Origin of the sequence: Paracoccus sp. UBA889 (assembly GCA_002294185.1) — a bacterium.
Taxonomy (GTDB): Bacteria; Pseudomonadota; Alphaproteobacteria; order Rhodobacterales; family Rhodobacteraceae; genus Paracoccus.
Map to the genome: position 1 here is coordinate 17,417 of DBFD01000042.1, position 14,930 is coordinate 32,346.

Below are 14,930 nucleotides of genomic sequence, written 5' to 3' on the forward strand. Positions count from 1 at the left end.
TCAGGCACGGGCGCGCTCGCGTTTCAGCTTGACCATCTTGCGGGTGATCATCTGCCGCTTGACCGCCGACAGGTGGTCGATGAACAGGATCCCGTTCAGGTGGTCCAGTTCGTGCTGGGCGCAGGTCGCCCACAGCCCGTCGAAGTCTTCCTCATGTGTCCCGCCGTCCAGTCCCAGCCAGCGCATCCGCACCTGGGCCGGCCGGGTGACATCGGCATATTGATCCGGAATCGACAGACAGCCCTCGTCATAGGTGTTGAGCGCCTCCGAGGTCCAGGTGATCTCGGGGTTGATCAGCACCATGGGACGTTTCTCGGTCTCCGGCTCCCGGCTCGCATCCATCACGAATAGCCGCACCCCCGCCCCCACCTGCGGCGCGGCCAGGCCGACACCCGGCGCCTCATACATCGTGGCCAGCAGATCGGCCGCCAGCGACTCGATCTCGGGCGTGACGCGGGCGACGGGATCGGCCACCTTCTTCAGGCGGGGATCGGGATGGATCAGGATCGTGCGCAGGCTCATGCCGGTGGATTTAGGCGATGGCTTCACCATAAGCAACAACCCGCGTATGCAGGGCGGAAACGCCCCAGCAGGAAAGCCGCCATGACCCGACCCGATTTCGATCAGATCATCGACCGCGTTGGCACCCGTTGCTCGAAATGGGACGACATGCAGATGACCTATGGCGTGGCGCCGTCGGACGGACTGGCGATGTGGGTCGCCGACATGGATTTCCGCCCGCCCCGGGCGGTGCAGCGGGCCGTCCAGCGCGCCGCCGACCACGGCATCTACGGCTATCCCGGCCGCAATGCGCCCTATCTGGAGGCGATCCGCTGGTGGCATGAAAACCGCCATGGCTGGCAGATCGAGACGCCGTGGATCCTGACCACGGCGGGACTGGTCAATGGCGTCGCCATGGCCATCGACGCCACCACCGAACCCGGCGACGGCGTGATCGTGATGTCGCCCGTCTATCACGCCTTCGCCCGCGTCATTCGCGCCTCGCGTCGCGAACTGGTCGAATTTCCACTGGCCCTGCGCGAAGACCTCTATCGGATGGATTGGGACAACTGGGACAGCCTGTTGACCGGGCGCGAGAAAGTCCTGATCCTCTGCTCGCCGCACAATCCCGGCGGCCGCGTCTGGTCGTACGAGGAATTGCGCCAGGTCGCCGATTTCTGCATCCGCCACGATCTGATCCTGATCTCGGACGATATCCATTGCGACCTGACGATGCCGGGCCAGACCCACAGCATGATCGCCAAGGTCGCGCCCGAACTGCGTGACCGGCTGATCACCCTGACCGCCGCCACCAAGACCTTCAACATCGCCGGCGCCCATATCGGCAATGCCATCATCGCCGACGATACCCTGCGCGAAGGGGTTCGCCGCGCGCTGCTGGCGCGTGGCGTATCGGCCGCCTTCATGGGCGCGGACATGGTCGCCGCCGCCTATTCGCCCGAAGGCGCGGCGTGGGTCGATGCGCTGACCGAATATCTGGATGGCAACCGCCGCCTGTTCGACGAGGGCGTGAACGCGATTCCGGGCCTGCGATCCATGCCGCTGGAAGCCACTTATCTGTCCTGGGTCGATTTCTCGGGCACCGGCATGACGCCCGAGGATTTCACCGCCCGCGTCGAGAAGATCGCCCGCATCGCCGCCAATCATGGCCACACCTTCGGCAAGGGCGGCGACAGCTTTCTGCGTTTCAACATCGCCACCCCCCGCGCCCGCGTGGCCGAGGCCGTATCGCGCCTGCAAGACGCCTTTGCCGATTTGCAGTAGGAAACGGCGCGCCGCCGCCAGTTCCGGCGCCTTGCGGCGGGCAGGCAGTCCGTTCGCCTCGGCCGCGCCAGGAAACGGCAAGACCCCGCCCGGATCCGCAGCCTGCCCAGCGTCCCGCGACCGCCGGGGGACTTTGCGTCCCCCGGACCCCCTGCAAGGTATTTTCCAAGAGGGCGAAGGCCGTCCGTGGCGCTGGACCTTCCTGCGCCTTGGCGCTAGGTGGGCGACACGATCCAGATGCAAGGTCCGCCATGTCCCGTCCCATCGCCCTGAAACGCGCACTGATCTCGGTCTCGGACAAGACCGGACTGATCGATTTCGCCCGCAAGCTGGAGGCGCGCGGGGTCGAGATCCTGTCCACCGGCGGCAGTGCCAAGGCCATGCGCGAGGCCGGGCTGGGCGTCGTCGATGTGGCCGATGTGACGGGTTTTCCCGAGATGATGGACGGTCGCGTGAAGACCCTGCACCCGGCCGTTCACGGCGGCTTGCTGGCGCTGCGCGACAACGAGGAGCATCAGGCCGCGATGCAGGCGCACGGGATCGAGCCGATCGACCTGCTGGTCGTCAACCTCTATCCGTTCGAGGAAACGGTCGCCAAGGGCGCGGATTACAACGATTGCATCGAAAACATCGATATCGGCGGGCCGGCGATGATCCGGGCGGCGGCCAAGAATCACGGCTTTGTCAGCGTCATCGTGGATGTGCAGGATTACGACGCATTGCTGGCGGAACTGGACGCCAATGACGACCATACCACCTGTGCTTTCCGCCAGCGTCAGGCCCAGATCGCCTATGCCCGCACCGCCGCCTACGATGCCGCCGTCAGCACCTGGATGGCAAAGGCCATCGGCGAGGACACGCCGCGCCGCCGCGCCTTCGCGGGCACGCTGGCGCAGGGATTGCGCTATGGCGAGAACCCGCATCAATCGGCTGCGTTCTATGTGACCGGAGAGGCGCGGCCCGGTGTCGCCACCGCGAAGCAATGGCAGGGCAAGGAATTGTCCTACAACAACATCAACGACACCGATGCCGCGTTCGAGCTGGTCGCCGAATTCGACCCTGGCGACGGTCCCGCCTGCGCCATCGTCAAGCACGCCAATCCCTGCGGCGTGGCGCGCGGCGGAACCGCGATCGACGCCTATCGCCGGGCCTTCGATTGCGACCGGACCTCGGCCTTTGGCGGCATCGTGGCGCTGAACCGCCCGCTGGACGGGGCCACCGCCGAGGAGATCGTGAAGATCTTCACCGAGGTCGTCATCGCGCCGGATGCCGACGAGGATGCCAGGCGCGTCTTTGCCGGCAAGAAGAACCTGCGCCTGCTGACCACCGGCGGCCTGCCCGACCCGGGCGAAGGCGGCATGACCTATCGCCAGGTCGCAGGCGGGTTTCTGGTGCAAGGGCGCGACAACGGCCATGTCGGGCGCGACGCGCTGAAGATCGTGACCGACCGCCAGCCGTCCGAGGCCGAGATGGCCGATCTGCTGTTCGCCTGGAATGTCGCCAAGCACGTCAAGTCGAACGCCATCGTCTATGCCAAGGACCAGGCGACCGTCGGCATCGGCGCAGGCCAGATGAGCCGCGTGGACAGCACCCGGATCGGCCGCCGCAAGTCCGAGGACATGGCCCAGGTGCTTGGCCTGCCGCTGCCGCTGACCGTCGGCGCGGCCGTGGCCTCTGACGCGTTCTTCCCCTTTGCCGACGGGATCGAGGCCCTGGCAGAAGCGGGCGCCCGCGCGGTGATCCAGCCCGGCGGCTCGGTCCGCGACGACGAGGTGATCGCGGCGGCGAATGAATTGGGGCTTGCCATGGTTTTCACCGGCCAACGGCATTTCCGGCACTGATGCAAAACGAACTGCCCTTCGAGGCGGAAAGACCGCCCGCCAAACCCGCCCGAAAACCGCGCCGGCCGCGCAAACCGAAACCGCCGCCGCGGGCGGACATGCGGCTGACCGGCCGGCTTGCGACCGTGATCATCGTGCTGGACCAGGCGCTGAAATACTGGGTCCTGCAGCTGCTGAACCTCGACCTTCTGCGCCGGATCGACGTGGCGCCGCCCTGGCTGAACTTGCGGATGGCTTGGAATCAGGGGATGAATTTCGGGCTGATGGCGTCGGACCGGGACCTGACGCGGTGGCTTCTGATCGGAATCGCGGTGGCGATCTGCATCTGGGTCTGGATCTGGCTTCGGCGCAGCAATGCCGGGCTTCTGGCCCGGATCTCGGGCGGTCTGCTGATCGGCGGAGCCATTGGCAACGTGATCGACCGACTGCGCTATGGCGCTGTGGCCGATTTCCTCAACATGTCGCTGCCGGGCTGGGACAACCCGTTCAGCTTCAACATCGCCGATATCAGCATCTTCGCCGGCGCCATCGTGCTGGTTCTGCTGCCGCAGGAAAAAAAGGGCTCGACCGGGACCAAGGCGCGCAAGTCCGCCGCCGCGAAGCGGCCCGGGGCGCGGGGCGACAAGCCGCGTGACGGGGCCGAGAATTCGCGATAGAAGAAGCCAAACGACGAAGGGGCAGGATATGCGGGCTTTTGCGCTGATCATCGGATTTACGGCCTTGGCCGGGCTTTCGGCGTGCAGCGGCGACCCGCGTCTGATGAACATTCGCGCAGGTCAGAGCAGCCCCGACGAATTTGCCGTGCTGCCGTCGAAACCCCTGTCGATGCCGCCTGATCTGGCCGTTCTGCCGGCGCCGACTCCGGGCGGGCCCAACATCACCGATCCGACGCCGCAGGCCGATGCGGTGGCCGCGCTTGGAGGCAATCCTGCGCGGCTGGACGACCGCGGCATCGCCGCTTCGGATCAGGCGCTGGTGGCCTATGCCGGGCGGGCCGGCACGAATCCCGACATACGCCCGGAACTGGCGCAGGCGGATCTTCGCTGGCGGTCGCGCAATGCCCGCCGCCCGCTGGAGGCCCTGTTCGGCACCTCGGTCTATCAGCGCGCCTATCGCAGCATGGCGCTGGATGCCACTGCGGAACAGATCCGCTGGCAGCGCGCCGGCGCGCGGACCTCGACCTCGCCGGCCCCGGCGGCCAAGTAGGCGCGCCATGGTTCCGGGCTTCGATCCGGCCTCGCCGGATTTCGGCCGCGATCCCTGGCCGGTCTATGCCGCGATCCGGGCGCTGCCCGAATTGCCCTGGCTGGCGGGATTCGAGGGCCATGTCGCGGCGCGGTTTCACGATGTAAGCGCCATCGCCTCGGACCGGCGGATGGTGCGGGGCGCCGCCGCCTTTGCCGCGCCCGGCGACAGAGACCGCCTGCGACGGGCCGAGAATTTCCACGACATGCCGTTTCATGAACGCTTCGTGCAGACCTCGATGCTGGAGCTGGACGGCGCCGACCATGACCGGCTGCGCCGTGCGGTCTTTCCCTTCTTCACAAAGACCCGGCTGGAAAGCCTGCGCGATTGGGTTGCGGACCATCTGGGCGCGCGGCTGGACGCGCTGCTGTCCCGCGAACGGATCGACTTCGTGACCGATCTGGCCCATGACCTGCCAGGCCAGGTGATCGGGCACCTGATCGGCACCGACCCGGCGATGGCGCGGCAGATGACGGAATGGTCCGAGGCTGTCGTGACCTATTTCGACGTCAGCAACCGCACCCCCGCGCGCAAGGCGCGGGCCGAGCAGGCGACACGGCTGTTTCACGACCTGTTGCGGGATCTGTGCGCGCAGCGCCGGATCCGGCCGCGCGACGATCTGACCAGCGCCCTGACCCTTGCCGAGGCCCGCGGGCAGATGAGTGGTGACGAGGTGATCTCGACCCTGATGCAGCTTCTGCACGCGGGCCATGGCTCGACCGTGGACGCGATGGGCAACGGCATGGCCGCGCTGCTGGCCCATCCCGACCAGATGGCGCTGCTGCGCGCCGATCGCGCGCTGATGCCGCAGGCGGTGCAAGAGATGTTTCGCCATGCCGCGCCGCTGCCCTTCTTTCACCGCTATGCCTCGGTCGATCTGACGATCTGCGGGCGAGATTGGCCGAGGGGCACGAAGTTCGGCCTGCTCTATGCCAGCGCCAACCGCGATCCCGCGGCGTTCGAGGGACCGGACCGGTTCGACGTGACCCGCAGGCCGAACCTGCATCTGGCCTTCGGCGCCGGTCCGCATGTCTGCCTGGGCAACAATCTGGCGCGGCTGAACATGGAAGTTCTGTTTGACGCCTTGCTGGCGCGGACGACGCGGATCGAGGCCGCAGGCGAGGCGACATGGAAGACCGGCCTGCAAGCCCACGGCCCGACGAGCCTGCCGGTCGCGCTGTCAGGGTAGAGGTCGGAAACACAGGCTGGCGCCGCGCCGTTCGCCGGCGTGGGCGCGATCGGCCACAGCGCGCTGCGTCGCGCCGCACACAATGCCGCGAGACGGGTTGCGCCCCGCCTGCGCGGGCGGCAGATTTCCGCCACCACACGAGGAGGTTCCGACCCGATGCGCCGCGCCCCTTTGCCCGCAGCCCTTGCCTTGTCGCTGTCCGCGCTGCCGGCGCTGGCCGATATGCCGGAAGGCGTCAGCAGCTTCACCCTGCCCAACGGGCTTGAGACCGTCGTGATCGAGGATCACCGCGCCCCGGTCGTGGTCCAGATGGTCTGGTACAAGATCGGCGCTGCGGACGAAGCGCCCGGAAAATCCGGCATCGCGCATTATCTGGAACATCTGATGTTCAAGGGGACCGACACGTTGGGCCCCGGCGAATTGTCCCGAACCGTGACCGCCAATGGCGGCATGGACAACGCCTTCACCTCTTACGACTACACCACTTATTTCCAGCGCATCGCCAGCGATCGCCTGCCCCTGATCATGAGGATGGAGGCAGACCGCATGGCGAACCTGAAGATCGGCGAGGACGATTGGCAAGCCGAACGCCAGGTCGTGCTGGAGGAACGCGCCCAGCGGACCGACAGCGATCCGCGCGCCCTGTTCGGCGAGGAACAGAGCGCGACGCTGTATTACAATCATCCCTACGGCCGCCCGGTCATCGGCTGGCGGCAGGAGATGATGGACCTGACGCGCAAGGATGCAATCAAGTGGTATGACGACAATTATTCCCCAAGCGAGGCGGTGCTGATCCTTGCCGGTGACGTCACCCCGGAAAAGGCCCGCGAGCTGGCGGAAAAATATTACGGCCCCATTCCGGCCAAGGCAGAGGCCGCACCCCGTATCCGCCCGCAGGAACCCACGCAGCGCAGCCCGCGCAGGATGGAGATGGTCGATCCCCGCGTTCCCCAGCCGGTCATGACCCGCATGATCCTGGCGCCCGAGCGGAATCCGGGCGACCAGGCCAGGGCTGCCGCGCTGACGGTGCTGGCCGAATTGCTGGGCGGATCGATGCAGACCTCGGTTCTGGGGCGCGAATTGGCGCTGAAGGGCAAGGCGATCTGGGCCGGGGCCAGCTATGACGGACTGGCGGTCGATCCGACCAATTTCACCATCTCGATGATGCCCGCGCAAGGATTGTCCCGCGACAAGGCCGAGGCCGCACTGGACAAGGTGCTGGCCGATTTCCTCAAGACCGGTCCGGACAAGGCCGATCTGGAACGGGTCAAGACCAGCATCCGCGCCGCCCGCATCTATGCCCGCGATTCCGCCCAGGGCCGGGCCTATGATTACGGGCAGGGTCTGGCCACCGGGCTGAGCATCGAGGATGTCAACGACTGGCCCGACATCCTCTCGGCGGTTACCGCCCAGGACGTGATGGCGGCCGCGCAGGAGGTGCTGACCAGCGACGCCCGCGTCACCGGCTGGCTGCTGCCCGCACCGCCGGCCGAGACGGCAGCCAATTCCAGCGCCGCAGCCGTTCCAGGCGACGCGGCCGCGCCGCCCGCCGCCGCCACTGCCGAAACGCAAAAGGAGATCGAAGGATGATCCGCGCCGTCATCGCCCTCGTCGCCACCCTGATCGCGCTGCCGGCCTGGGCCATCGAGATCCAGAAGGTCACGTCGCCCGGCGGCATCGAGGCGTGGCTGGTCGAGGATCGCTCGATCCCCTTCGTCGCGCTGGAATTCGACTTCAGGGGTGGCACCAGTCTCGATGCGCCGGGCAAGCGTGGTGCGATCAACCTGATGACCGCCACGCTGGAGGAAGGCGCGGGCAAGCTGGATTCGACCGCCTTTGCACGGGCGGTCGAGGATCTGGGGGCCGACATCTCTTTCGACAGCAGTCAGGACGCGCTGAGCATCGACATGCGCACCCTGACCGAGAATCGCGAAGCGACCGCGGATCTGCTGGCCAAGGCGCTGACCCAACCGCGTTTCGATCAGGATGCGATCGACCGGGTGAAGGGTCAGGTTCAGGCGATCATCCGCGCGAACGCAAACGATCCGCAATCCATTGCCAGCGAGAAACTGGCGCAACTGGCCTTTGGCGATCACCCCTATGGCAGTTCGGCCAATGGCACGGCTGAATCCGTGGCGCGGCTGACGCGGCAGGATCTGGTCGCCGCGAAGAACCGCGTTCTGGCGCGGGACCGGGTGGTGGTTGGCGTCTCGGGCGATATCACGCCCGAGGAACTGGGACCGCTGCTGGACCGGATCCTGGGCGGTCTTCCGGAAAAAGGCACCGCCCCCCTGCCCGAACCCGCGCAATTGAACCTCGGCAACGACGTGACCGTGATCGACTGGGACAGCCCGCAGACCGTGGTCAGCTTCTATGGGCCGGGCCTGCCCATCGACGACCCGGACTACTTCGCCGCCTATGTCGCCAACCACATTCTTGGCGGCGGCGGCTTCGGTTCTCGTCTGATGGAAGAACTTCGCGAAAAGCGGGGCTTGACCTATGGCATCTATACGGGGCTCGCGACCGGACTTTATGGTCAACGCTGGCTTGGCGGGATGCAGGGTTCGAACGCCTCGATCGGCCAGGCTCTGGATCTGATCCGCAAGGAATGGGAAAAGATGGCCAAGGATGGCGTCAGCCAGCAGGAATTGCGGGATGCGAAGACCTATCTGACCGGGGAATATCCGCTGCGTTTCGACGGCAATGGCAAGATCGCGGGGATCCTGGCCGGGATGCAGCTTGTGGGCTTTCCCATCGACTACGTGAACACCCGCAACCAGAAGGTCGAGGCCGTCACCGCCGAGGATGTCCAGCGCGTCGCTGCGCGTCTGCTGAACCCGGACCAGTTGCGCTTTGTCCTGGTCGGCCGTCCGGAGGGGGTCGAAACCGCGAAAGCCGGGACCGGGTCGCCGCCCGCCGGGCAGGCGGCCGAGACGGAGAACGCAGTCAATTGAGGGAACTTGGCCGGGAGCGATCCCGGCCATGTTCACCCACAGTTCGGCCGGATCACTTGACCTGGACTGCGCCGCTGCCGCCAAGCGCCGCGCCCGCCACGGCGCCGACCGGCCCGCCGACGACGGCGCCCGTTGCCGCGCCGGTCGTCGCGCGGGTTGCGGTATTCGGGCCGCAGGCCGCTACCAGCAGCGTCAGGCCCAATGTCATTGCCACACTTACCTTACGCATTGTTTCGTCCTTTTTTGAAAAGCTGTGTTGCCTCAACCGCCAAACCCGCGCCCCGGTTTCCGTTCCGTCACCCATCAGGCAGGAAATTCTTTCTGACCCCGCGGCCCGGTGCTATATCTGGTGACATGAACAGTCACGCACCCAATATCCGCCCTGTCATCCGCCAATTGGATGAGGCCACGTCCAACCGCATCGCAGCAGGCGAAGTGGTCGAGCGTCCGGCTTCGGCGGTGAAGGAACTGGTGGAAAACGCGCTGGATGCCGGCGCGACGCGCATCGACATCGCCATCGAGAACGGAGGCAAGCGGCTGATCCGCGTCACCGATGACGGCTGCGGGATGACCGCCGACGACCTGCCGTTGGCCCTGTCGCGCCACGCCACCAGCAAGATCGATGGCAGTGACCTGCTGGCGATTCGCAGCTTCGGCTTTCGCGGCGAGGCGCTGCCGTCGCTGGGCGCCGTCGGGCGGCTGACGATCACCTCACGCGCGCAAGGCTGTGAGGGCGTGGCGATCGCCGTCGCGGGCGGGGCCGCCGGCCCGGTCCGTCCCGCGGCAGCCAATCGGGGCTGCGTCGTGGAGTTGCGCGATCTGTTCTTTGCCACCCCCGCCAGGCTGAAATTCATGCGCAGCGACCGCGCCGAGACGCAGGCCGTGGCCGACACGATCCGCCGCCTTGCCATGGCCGAACCCTGGATCGGGTTTTCGCTATCGGCGGAAGGGCGCGAGATCTTCCGCGCCGATGCCGAACAGGGCGAGCTTTTCGACGCCCTGAAACTGCGCCTGACGCGGGTGATGGGCCGCGATTTCATCGACAATACGGTCACCATCGACGCCATTCGCGACGACCTGACCCTGACCGGCTTTGCCGCCTTGCCGACCTATTCGCGCGGCGCGGCGGTGGCGCAGCATCTTTATGTGAACGGCCGCCCGGTCCGCGACAAGCTGCTGACCGGCGCGCTGCGGGCGGGCTACATGGATGTGCTGGCTGCGGGGCGCCACCCGGCGGCGGTGCTGTATCTGACCTGCGATCCGCATCTCGTGGACGTGAACGTCCATCCTGCCAAGGCCGAGGTCCGGTTCCTTGACCCGCAGGCCGCGCGCGGCCTGATCGTCAGCGCATTGCGGCACGGGTTGGCCAGCGCAGGCCATCGCGCCTCATCGACCCTTGGTGATGCGACGCTGGCGGCCTTCCGGCCAGAGCCGGCGGCGGCACAGGCGCGCCGCTATCAGATGCACGACCGCCGCCCCTCGGCAGGCGCCATGCGCGGGGCGCTGGACATGCAGGCCCCGATCGCCGATCCGGGCTTTGCCGAAGCACCGTCGGCGCGCTTCGAAGGAGTGCCGGACGACGGGCCGCAGGATGCCCCGCTGGGCGCCGCACGGGCACAGATTCACGAGAACTGGATCCTTGCGCAGACCGCTGACGGCCTTGTCATCGTCGATCAGCACGCGGCCCACGAACGGCTGGTCTATGAACGACTGAAGGCGCAGGCCGGCGCAAGCGGCATCGCCTCGCAGGCGTTGCTGATCCCCGAAATCGTCGAATTGTCCGAGGCCGATTGCAACCGGATTCTGGGCGTTGCCGACGACCTTGCCTGCCTGGGGCTGGTGATCGAGCCGTTCGGCGGCAGCGCCATCGCGGTGCGCGAATCGCCGGCGATGCTGACCCGCCTGAACGTTCCGGCGCTGATCCGCGACATCCTTGACGATCTGGCCGATCAGGGTGCATCCGACCGTCTGCGCGGGCGGATCGACGCGGTTCTGTCGTCCATGGCCTGCCATGGCTCGGTCCGCGCGGGCCGACGCATGGGCGCGGACGAGATGAACGCCCTGCTGCGCGAGATGGAGCGCGTCCCCAGATCGGGACAATGCAATCACGGCCGGCCGACCTGGGTCAAGCTGCGCCTTGCCGATATCGAACGTCTTTTCGGACGCAAGGAGTGACCCTGCCCGGCCCGCGACAATAAGGGCGGGCCGGAGGAACCCATGCTTCAGATCAGCCCCGACAAGGCCGCCCATGTCATCATCCGCGCCCGCGAATATGACAGGCCCGTCTGACCGCCGGCACGCTTCTGGAAACCTTTTCCGAAATGACATGCCGGGCCTGCGTCTGGGATCACCGCCCCGGCGTCAGCCGGTTTCGGGCGCCAGACGGCGGTCATGACCGCGATTTCGTTGTCCTGCATCGCTGCCAGATCATCGACCCGACCTGCGTCGCCGCCGTGGGCCATCCGGCGCCGATCCCGTCTTTCCGGTGCGCCGATAACATCCGCGTCAGACTGCCTGCCTGACGCCGGCAAACGGATGCCGGGTCGCCTCCCGACCCTATCCAAGCCGAATCGCATTCGCTAGACTGCTCACAAACAAGCACGAAGCAGTAACAAACAGGCGATCCTCATGACCATGTTCCGAATCCTGATGTCCACCGCCCTTGTCGGGGCGCTGGCCTCTTGCGCAGGACCGATGAACCGCGCGCCCGGCGGCGGCGGTTCCTATGCCGCGCCCGAGCCGGCGCCGATCCCCGCCGCGTCGGCCGGGGACGAGGCCGGGTTGAAGAATTTCGTTCAGTCCTTCCGCTCGCGCGCGCTGTCTTCGGGCGTTTCGGCGGCGACTTATGACCGCGCCATGAGGATCGCGCGCTACAACCCGGACGTGATCCGGCTGGACCGCAAACAGGCCGAATTCTCGCGCCCCGTCTGGCTGTATCTGGACAGTGCCGTCTCTGATTCCCGCATCGATACCGGGCGCGAGAAGGCGGCGCGGTTCAACAGCACCCTGTCGGCGATCGAGGCGCGCTATGGCGTGCCGCGCGAAATCGTGTTGGCCGTCTGGGGGATGGAATCGAATTTCGGCGCCAATCGCGGCAAGATGCAGATCATCCCCTCGCTCGCGACGCTGGCCTATGACGGCCGCCGGGGCGAGATGTTCCAGAAACAGCTGATCGCCTCGCTGAAGATCCTGCAGGCGGGCGATGTCGATCCCGAAAACATGCTGGGCAGCTGGGCCGGCGCGATGGGCCATACCCAGTTCATGCCGACATCCTATCTTGAATATGCCGTCGATTTCACCGGTGACGGCCGCCGCGACATCTGGTCCGACGATCCGACCGACGCGCTGGCCTCGACCGCGGCCTATCTGGCTCGGAGCGGCTGGCGCCGGGGCGAGGCATGGGGGGCCGAGGTCAGGCTGCCCGCGAATTTCAACATGGGCCAGATCGGCAAGAGCACCCGCAAATCCAGCGGCACATGGGCCGCGCAGGGCGTGACCCGCTTCGGCGGCGGCAGCCTGCCATCGGGCAACGGCTCGATCATCATGCCGGCGGGCGCGCGCGGACCGGCCTTCCTGATCCTCGACAATTTCCGGTCGATCCTGCGCTACAACAATTCCGACAATTATGCGCTTGGCGTGTCCTTCCTGGGCGAACGGATCGCCGGGCGGTCGGGCATCCAGGGCGGCTGGCCACGCAACGACCGGCCCTTGTCCACGGCCGAGCGGAAGGAAATCCAGCAGCGCCTGCGCGCCCAGGGCTATTATGACGGCGAGATCGACGGGCTGTTCGGTTCGGGCACGATGACGGCGGTGGCCGCCTATCAGCGCGCCAGGGGCGTGACGCCGGACGGCTACCCGACCTCGATCCTGCTGGATCAGTTGCGCGGCCGTTAGGCCGGGCGGCCGATCCGATCGGCTGCCCGCGCCGCCCGCCCGCCAAGGGCCGCGCGGCGCGGGCAGCCTGCGGCCAGAACGACAGGTTCAGGCGAGCCGGTCGCAAAAAATGCGCAGAACCGTCGCGTAGACATTTCGTTTGAACGGCACGATCCGGGCCAGAAGATCGTCGGCGCGCATCCAGTCCCAGCGGTCGAATTCGGGGTGCTCCGTCTCGATGCAGATGTCGCTGTCCTGACCCAGAAAGCGCATCAAAACCCATTTCTGGCGCTGCCCGCCATAGCGGCCCTTCCAGACCTTGCCCAGCAATTCCGGCGGCAGGTCATAGAAAACCCAATCCGGCGTCTCGTCGAGGATCTCGACCTTGCTGGCGGGAATGCCGGTTTCCTCGGCCAGTTCACGCAGCGCCGCCTCGCGCGCGGTTTCGCCCGGGTCGATCCCGCCCTGCGGCATCTGCCAAGCGGGCGGCTGATCGGTCGGATGGTCCAGCCGCTGACCGGCAAAGACCATCCCGGCCGCGTTGATCAGCACGACGCCCGCGCAGGGCCGGTAGGGCAAGCCCCCCGGCCCCGATGGATAGGCGCCATCAACCATTGTCCTTGGCCGCGCCTTCCTTTCCGGTGCCCGATCCCTCGCCGGTGACTGCGGGCTTGGCTTCCGGGGGCACCCGGTCGGCCTCGAAATCGACGGCGGCCAGACCCTTGAGAATATCCACGGCATAGGCCAGCTGATAATCCTCGTCGCGCAGCTTGGCGGTGGCTTCGACCTCGGCGGCCTCGTCCTCCATCTGCTTCTTTTCCTCTTCGCTGATCGAATCGTTGTTCAGCGCGCCGCGCAGATCGGCCTCGGAACGGCCGAAGCTAGACTGGCTGCGCGGGCCTTCCTTGTCCTGCTCGTCGACCGGCACCGGCTTGGGCTGCGAAACCAGAATGTCGGGCTGGATGCCCAGCGACTGGATCGAGCGCCCCGACGGCGTGTAATAGCGCGCCGTGGTCAGCCGGATCGCGCTGTCCGACGTGACCGGCATGACCGTCTGAACGCTGCCCTTGCCGAATGTCTTCTCGCCCACGACGATGGCGCGGCGGTGGTCCTGCAGGGCACCGGCCACGATCTCGGAGGCGCTGGCGGAACCGCCATTGGTCAGCACCACCATCGGCCTGCCCTGGGCCAGATCGCCGGGTTCCGCGTTCCAGCGTTCGCTGTCCTCGACCTTGCGGCCGCGGGTGCTGACGATTTCGCCGGCATCGAGGAAGGCGTCGCTGACGCTGATCGCCTGGTTCAGCAAACCGCCCGGATTGTTGCGCAGATCCAGAACGAAGCCCGTCACCTTGTCGATGCCGCCGACCTCCTTGACCGCCTTGTCCAGTTCGGTTTTCAGCGTATCGTAGGTTTCATCATTGAAGGTCGAGACGCGCAGGATGACCGCATGCCCCTCGACGCGGCTTTTCACCACGGTCAGCTTGATCGTGTCGCGGGTCATGGTCAGATCGAAGGGTTCCTTTTCGCCCTCGCGCAGGATGGTGACGGTGATATCGCTGCCGACCGGGCCACGCATCATGTCCACCGCCTCGTCCAGCGTCAGCCCCATCAGCGATTCGCCGTTCACATGGGTGATGAAATCGCCGGTCTTGACGCCCGCTTTCGCCGCCGGCGTATCGTCGATGGGCGAGACGACCTTGACCAGACCGTCCTCCTGGCTGACCTCGATGCCAAGGCCGCCAAAGCTGCCCCGCGTCTGGGTCTGCATGTCTTCGTAATCGTTGGCCGCGAGAAAGCTGGAATGCGGATCCAGCGATGTCAGCATCCCGTTGATCGCGGCCTCGATCAGCTTCTTGTCATCGGGCGCCTCGACATAATCGGCGCGGACCCGTTCGAACACGTTGCCGAACAATTCCAGCTGTTCATAGACCGAGGCGTTCTTTCCCGCCTCCTGCGCGACCAGCGGCCCGGCGATCTGCGTGGTCAGAAGCGCGCCGGCAAGCACACCGCCCACGCCGGAAATCAGATAATGTTTCATGACGG

The 14,930-nt window shown here is 66.6% G+C and carries 13 protein-coding genes; 9 read left to right on the top strand and 4 right to left on the bottom strand.

Features of this window, described 5'->3' with window-relative positions; all coding sequences use genetic code 11:
* Complete coding sequence (def, locus tag B4L36_RS07415; protein ID WP_292954640.1) at nt 1-522, bottom strand: peptide deformylase; 522 nt, start codon at nt 520-522, stop codon at nt 1-3.
* Nucleotides 523-603: 81 nt separating this feature from the next.
* Here def and B4L36_RS07420 point away from each other — a divergent pair, with 81 nt between their 5' ends.
* From B4L36_RS07420 to B4L36_RS07450, 7 genes are all read left to right on the top strand, one after another.
* Complete coding sequence (locus tag B4L36_RS07420) at nt 604-1,785, top strand: MalY/PatB family protein (protein WP_292954643.1); 1,182 nt, start codon at nt 604-606, stop codon at nt 1,783-1,785.
* A gap of 251 nt (nt 1,786-2,036) precedes the next feature.
* Complete coding sequence (purH, locus tag B4L36_RS07425; RefSeq protein WP_292954646.1) at nt 2,037-3,626, top strand: bifunctional phosphoribosylaminoimidazolecarboxamide formyltransferase/IMP cyclohydrolase; 1,590 nt, start codon at nt 2,037-2,039, stop codon at nt 3,624-3,626.
* Complete coding sequence (gene lspA, locus B4L36_RS07430) at nt 3,626-4,282, top strand: signal peptidase II (RefSeq protein ID WP_348670849.1); 657 nt, start codon at nt 3,626-3,628, stop codon at nt 4,280-4,282. The genes purH and lspA overlap by 1 nt, the downstream gene beginning before the upstream one ends.
* 103 nt (nt 4,283-4,385) lie before the next feature.
* The gene (locus B4L36_RS07435; protein WP_414692155.1) at nt 4,386-4,832 is read left to right on the top strand and encodes a DUF3035 domain-containing protein; all 447 of its coding nucleotides are present in this window, start codon (nt 4,386-4,388) and stop codon (nt 4,830-4,832) included.
* Between the two features lie 7 nt (nt 4,833-4,839).
* On the top strand, nt 4,840-6,060 hold the full coding sequence (locus B4L36_RS07440) for a cytochrome P450 (protein ID WP_292954651.1): 1,221 nt from the start codon (nt 4,840-4,842) through the stop codon (nt 6,058-6,060).
* Nucleotides 6,061-6,216: 156 nt separating this feature from the next.
* Nucleotides 6,217-7,650, top strand: a complete 1,434-nt coding sequence (locus tag B4L36_RS07445; RefSeq protein ID WP_292954654.1) for a M16 family metallopeptidase — start codon at nt 6,217-6,219, stop codon at nt 7,648-7,650.
* Nucleotides 7,647-9,014 (top strand): M16 family metallopeptidase, encoded by a 1,368-nt coding sequence (locus B4L36_RS07450; protein ID WP_292954657.1) that lies wholly within the window; start codon nt 7,647-7,649, stop codon nt 9,012-9,014. Before B4L36_RS07445 ends, B4L36_RS07450 begins: the two co-directional genes overlap by 4 nt.
* Before the next feature lie 52 nt (nt 9,015-9,066).
* On the opposite strand, the gene B4L36_RS07455 is transcribed toward B4L36_RS07450, so the two are convergent.
* The gene (locus B4L36_RS07455; protein WP_292954660.1) at nt 9,067-9,243 is read right to left on the bottom strand and encodes a hypothetical protein; all 177 of its coding nucleotides are present in this window, start codon (nt 9,241-9,243) and stop codon (nt 9,067-9,069) included.
* Nucleotides 9,244-9,368: 125 nt separating this feature from the next.
* Between B4L36_RS07455 and mutL the strand changes: the two genes are divergently transcribed.
* Both mutL and B4L36_RS07465 read left to right on the top strand, forming a co-directional pair.
* Nucleotides 9,369-11,189: a DNA mismatch repair endonuclease MutL gene (gene mutL, locus B4L36_RS07460; protein ID WP_292954663.1), complete on the top strand. Its 1,821-nt coding sequence runs from the start codon at nt 9,369-9,371 to the stop codon at nt 11,187-11,189.
* 453 nt (nt 11,190-11,642) lie between these two features.
* Nucleotides 11,643-12,908: a lytic murein transglycosylase gene (locus B4L36_RS07465; RefSeq protein WP_292954666.1), complete on the top strand. Its 1,266-nt coding sequence runs from the start codon at nt 11,643-11,645 to the stop codon at nt 12,906-12,908.
* An 87-nt stretch (nt 12,909-12,995) separates the two neighbouring features.
* Here B4L36_RS07465 and B4L36_RS07470 read toward each other — a convergent pair whose 3' ends face one another.
* Nucleotides 12,996-13,502: an RNA pyrophosphohydrolase gene (locus B4L36_RS07470; protein ID WP_292954669.1), complete on the bottom strand. Its 507-nt coding sequence runs from the start codon at nt 13,500-13,502 to the stop codon at nt 12,996-12,998.
* Nucleotides 13,495-14,925, bottom strand: coding sequence for a S41 family peptidase (locus tag B4L36_RS07475; protein WP_292954672.1), 1,431 nt, complete (start codon nt 14,923-14,925; stop codon nt 13,495-13,497). The genes B4L36_RS07470 and B4L36_RS07475 overlap by 8 nt, the downstream gene beginning before the upstream one ends.
* Nucleotides 14,926-14,930: the final 5 nt, after the last annotated feature.